The organism is Streptomyces prasinopilosus (genome assembly GCF_001419695.1).
GTDB lineage: Bacteria > Actinomycetota > Actinomycetes > Streptomycetales > Streptomycetaceae > Streptomyces > Streptomyces prasinopilosus.
Genome location: NZ_LIRG01000109.1, coordinates 1 through 4067, shown reverse-complemented (window position 1 = coordinate 4067; position 4067 = coordinate 1). Strand labels below are relative to the sequence as shown.

Annotated in this window: 6 protein-coding genes and 1 pseudogene; 2 read left to right on the top strand and 5 right to left on the bottom strand. The window is 75.4% G+C overall.

Features of this window, described 5'->3' with window-relative positions:
- Window positions 1-209: pseudogene (locus AOK18_RS05910) on the top strand (hydroxylase); the annotation flags it as partial.
- A gap of 70 nt (window positions 210-279) precedes the next feature.
- Here AOK18_RS05910 and AOK18_RS33540 read toward each other — a convergent pair.
- Window positions 280-459 (bottom strand): hypothetical protein (locus AOK18_RS33540; protein WP_206281502.1); only part of this gene is annotated, 180 nt, incomplete at its 3' end.
- Between AOK18_RS33540 and AOK18_RS05905 the strand changes: the two genes are divergently transcribed.
- A complete protein-coding gene (locus tag AOK18_RS05905; protein WP_055571759.1) occupies window positions 410-988 on the top strand; it encodes a Dps family protein in 579 nt (192 codons plus the stop codon). The two genes, AOK18_RS33540 and AOK18_RS05905, sit on opposite strands and share 50 nt — an antisense overlap.
- Window positions 989-1058: 70 nt before the next feature.
- On the opposite strand, the gene AOK18_RS05900 is transcribed toward AOK18_RS05905, so the two are convergent.
- The 4 genes from AOK18_RS05900 to AOK18_RS05885 form a co-directional block, all read right to left on the bottom strand.
- Window positions 1059-1568 (bottom strand): hypothetical protein, encoded by a 510-nt coding sequence (locus AOK18_RS05900; RefSeq protein WP_055693619.1) that lies wholly within the window; start codon window positions 1566-1568, stop codon window positions 1059-1061.
- 91 nt (window positions 1569-1659) lie between these two features.
- Window positions 1660-2316: a class F sortase gene (locus AOK18_RS34000; protein ID WP_055693618.1), complete on the bottom strand. Its 657-nt coding sequence runs from the start codon at window positions 2314-2316 to the stop codon at window positions 1660-1662.
- Window positions 2309-3148: a DUF4397 domain-containing protein gene (locus AOK18_RS05890; protein WP_055693617.1), complete on the bottom strand. Its 840-nt coding sequence runs from the start codon at window positions 3146-3148 to the stop codon at window positions 2309-2311. The genes AOK18_RS34000 and AOK18_RS05890 overlap by 8 nt, the downstream gene beginning before the upstream one ends.
- Window positions 3149-3253: 105 nt before the next feature.
- A complete protein-coding gene (locus AOK18_RS05885) occupies window positions 3254-3862 on the bottom strand; it encodes an RNA polymerase sigma factor (protein ID WP_055693616.1) in 609 nt (202 codons plus the stop codon).
- Window positions 3863-4067 lie beyond the last annotated feature (205 nt).

Here is a 4067-nt window from a genome sequence, read left to right as displayed (position 1 = left end):
TCCGCATCGCCCGGCGCGCGGTGGACGCCGTCGACGAGCTGTTCCTGCACGCCGGCGGCTCGGCGCTGCGCAGCGACTCCACGCTGCAGCGCTGCTGGCGCGACATCCACGCCGCGATGAACCACGCCAGCAACAACGCCGACCCGATCTACCAGGCCTACGGCCTGAACACCTACGGACACCCGCTGCCCGCGTCGGTGCTCTTCTGAGGACGCGCGGACCCGGCGGGACCGGGCGCGGACCCGGGAGCCGTGAGGGGCGCGCGCCGGCGGGCCGCNNGCGGCCCGCCGGCGCGCGCCTTCCGCCGAACCGGTGACATGAGAGGGGCAGGCGGCGGTCGAACGCCGGGATCGGGGCGAGCGGTGCTTGTGTGGTCGTCCCGGCATCCGATCGCACAAGGAGTACCACCATGCCGTCACGGCCGTCGGACATCCCGTACACCGTGCCAGGGATGAACACCCAGGACAGCCTGGGCATCATCGAGGTGCTGCAGATGCGCCTGCACTCCCTCAACGACCTCCACCTGACCCTCAAGCACGTTCACTGGAACGTCGTCGGACCGCACTTCATCGCCGTGCACGAGATGATCGACCCCCAGGTCGACCAGGTCCGCTCCATGACCGACGACCTCGCCGAGCGGATCTCCACCCTCGGCGGAGAACCCAACGGCACCCCGGGCGCACTGGTGAACCGGCGCACCTGGGACGACTACTCCATCGGCCGCGCCGAAGCCATCGAGCACCTCGGCGCCCTCGACCTCGTGTACACCTCCGTCATCAAGGACCACCGCGAGGCCATGCAGGCCACCGAGACGTCCGACCCGGTCACCCAGGACATCCTCATCGAGCAGCTGCGCGGTCTGGAACTCTTCCAGTGGTTCGTCCGCGCCCACCTGGAATCCAGCGGCGGCAAGCTCAGCACCCGCGGCGCCTCCACGGAGAGCAAGGCCGCGGGACAGGCGGCGGAGCAGGCACGCACCCAGCCCTGACCGTGCCGCACACCGCTCGCGGGCCGGCCCCGCCGAGGAGCGGGGCCGGCCGCGACGGGACCGGCGGGCGTCATCGCCCGCCCGGTCGCCCGCCGGGCCGGAGGACCCGTCCCGTACGACCCGCCGCGGGCCGCCCGCCGCGGCCGGCCCGCCACGCCCGCACCGACCACCCGACGACGACAGCGCTTCCGGCGAGGAGAGCCGCCGCCCGCAGGCCCGTCCGCAGGCCCCTCGGGAGGCCGGTCCGCCGGGAGCGGACGACGCCGTCGTCCTCGGTGCTCCCCGCCGCACGAGGCCGCGGGGAGGGCCCCCCGGCCGCCGGGGGGACCGCCGGCGGGGCCGCCTCCTCCCCGGCCCGGGACACCTCCCGCGCGATCCCCCACCACACCCGCGGCGGGGGCGCGACCGGCAGGTCGGACTCCTCCACGCCGCGCGCGGCGGCCACGACCCGGGTCATCAGGGTCAGCTCCTCCCGGCAGCGGGGGCACAGGGCGATGTGCCGCAGGGCCCCGGCGTCGTCGCTCGACACACCGTTGCCCAGTGCGAGTTCCACCAGGTGCGCGGGCTCGACGTGTGCCACGTGCCCTCCTGCTCTCGTGCTCCGTGCGCTGTCCGCGCCTACCGGTACCCGGGTGATCCGCACGCGGACGCGCTCGCGCGCCGGTCCGGTCTCAGGCCGGGAGGGGCTCCGCCGTGACGACCAGGTTGGCCTGGTAGCCGCCGGCCCCGGGGACGAACGGGGGCGCGCAGGTGACGAGGGTGAGGACCGGGGGACCGGTCCGCCGGAACGTCGAGGACGCAAGACCGTCCTTCGGCACCGTCGCCCGCGCGACGACGCGGTAGGCCACCGGCCGGGCTCCGGCGCGCCGGACCTCGACCCGGTCCCCGGGCCGTACGTCGTAGAGGGCGGCGAACTCGCCGAGGGCGCCGGTGTCGTCGTCCACGTGCCCGACGAGCACGGCCGACCCGCGGGGGCTTCCCGGCGCGGGACCGAAGCGGTACCAGCCGGCGACGGCGGGATCCCCGGGAATGGTCATCGCGCCGTCACCGGTCACGCCCACCGGCCGGACCCGGGCGTCCAGGTCCACGCCGTCCACCAGGACGCGCTGCGGCGGGGGCTCTCGCCGCTCGCCGCGCGGGGACGGACCCGGCGACGGCCCCGCGGCGGCGGGGAGTCCACCCGCGGCGGCCGGCCGGGCCGGGGCCGCCGGCCCGAAGTCGGGCGGCGGCGACCCCTGGTCCGAGGGGCCGGTGCGCAGGGCGGTGACCGCCGCCAGGGCGGCGGCCACCGTGGCGAGGCCGGTCAGCCGTCGTGCGGTGTCACCCACGCCGGCCCGCGGCCCGGCGCACCATCAGGGCGCCCGCCAGCGCCGCCGTTCCGCCCGCGGCGGCCCAGGCCACCCACTGGTCGGAGGAGTTCGCGGCGACCGCGGCGCCGTTGCCGCCCGCGTGGACGCCGTTCGGCGCGGACTCCATGCCGCCGAGCGTCTGGGTCGCCAGCGCCAGGTTCTCGTCCTCGGCGCTGCCCCAGGCGTAGACGACGGTGCCGGTGCCCTCCTTGAGGTCCAGGTCGGCCGGGCCGATCGCCACGGTGTCCGTGCCGGCGAGCACCACGTCGGCCGGGACGGTGCCGGCGTCGACCACGGTGGTGTCCTCCTTCGGGTTCTCCAGCCCCTCGAAGACGGGCTGCCCGCCCGCCCGGACGTCCACGGCCGGGGCGGCGGCCACATGACGCACGGTCAGCCGCGACGTGCCCGCGTCCACCCGGGAGACGTCGTTGACGAAGGCCGTCAGCCGGGGCTTGCCGTCGGCGGACAGGTGGGCGGCGATCGTGGCGTTCGCTCCCGCGGGCACCTCGATCTCCTTCTCGACGGCGGGGGTGCCGTCGGGGCCCTGGCCGGCCTCGAAGAGCTGGATGTCGTAGGTGCCGGCGTCGAGGGACTGCGGGTCGGTCACCGTGCCGGGCTCGAAGTCGCCGAGCAGTTCGTCACCGTTGGCGTAGACGTCGACGGTCAGGCCGGGAACACCGTGGAAGACGGACACCATGGCGGTGTCGTCGCCCTCGGCGGCGAGCGCGGGCGCCGCCGCGCCCAGGGCGAGGGCGCAGGCTCCGGCCGAGGCGGCGAGGGCGAGGGAGGTCCGAGAGGTCCGGGAGGTCATGGGGATCAGTCCTTCGGTGGGGAGGTCCGCCGGTCGCGGAGTCTCGTGTCTGTTTCGCGCGGGGGCGCCGGGGCGGATGCGTCCGGCGCGGGGATTGCGGTCCGCCTACGCGGCGTTCTCGTCGGCGCGGCCCTGCTCGACGGCCCGGCGCAGCCGGAGCAGGCCGCGGCGGGCGTGGCTCTTCACGGTGCCCAGGGGCATGCCGGTCCGCTTGGCGATCTCGGCCTGGGTCAGGTCCTCGTAGAAGGCGAGGCAGAGCACCTCGCGCTGGACGCGCGGCAGCCGGGACAGGGCGTCGACCAGGAGCACCCGGTCCAGGACCACGTCCGGCGCCGGCTCCTCGTGCGGCCGGGTCCCGGCGTCGTGCGCCACCGAGTCGGCCAGCGTGAGGCGCTTCGTCCTGGCCGCCAGGGCGTCGACGATCTTCCGGCGGGTGATGCCGACGAGCCAGGCCCCGAGGGGACCCCGCTCCGGCCGGAAGCCGTCCCGCCCGCGCCAGGCGCCGAGGAACACCTGCTGGGTCACGTCGTCCGCCTCGTAGGTGTCGCCGAGCGAGCGGGTGGCCATCGTGTGGACGAGCGATCCCCAGCGCCGGTAGACCTCCGCGAACGCGTCCTCGTCCGCGGCGCGCAGACCACGGGCCAGTTCGTCCTCGTACAGCGCCTCGTCCGACGCGGCGGGACGGACGACGGTGGACCGTGTCTTCATGCTCATGGCCTTGTTCCTCCTGCGTGCGTCCTGTGCGAAGCGGAAGGCGACTGCCACGCCTGCCGGTCGGCACGCGCGCCCTGACCGAGCGCCTGGACTACAGTGTGGAGAGCCAAAACGACGCAAACAATGTGCGTCGATTGTGCGTCGAAAGAGGGAAGCGTGAGCCTGGACGGAGACGCCGGAGAGAACGGGAGCGCGCCGCGCGGCG

Bases quoted from the DNA above. Each gene is read 5' to 3' on its own strand.
- AOK18_RS05905 (WP_055571759.1), top strand. From the start codon at position 410: ATGCCGTCACGGCCGTCGGACATCCCGTACACCGTGCCAGGGATGAAC.
- AOK18_RS05890 (WP_055693617.1), bottom strand. From the start codon at position 3,148: ATGACCTCCCGGACCTCTCGGACCTCCCTCGCCCTCGCCGCCTCGGCC.
- AOK18_RS05885 (WP_055693616.1), bottom strand. From the start codon at position 3,862: ATGAGCATGAAGACACGGTCCACCGTCGTCCGTCCCGCCGCGTCGGAC.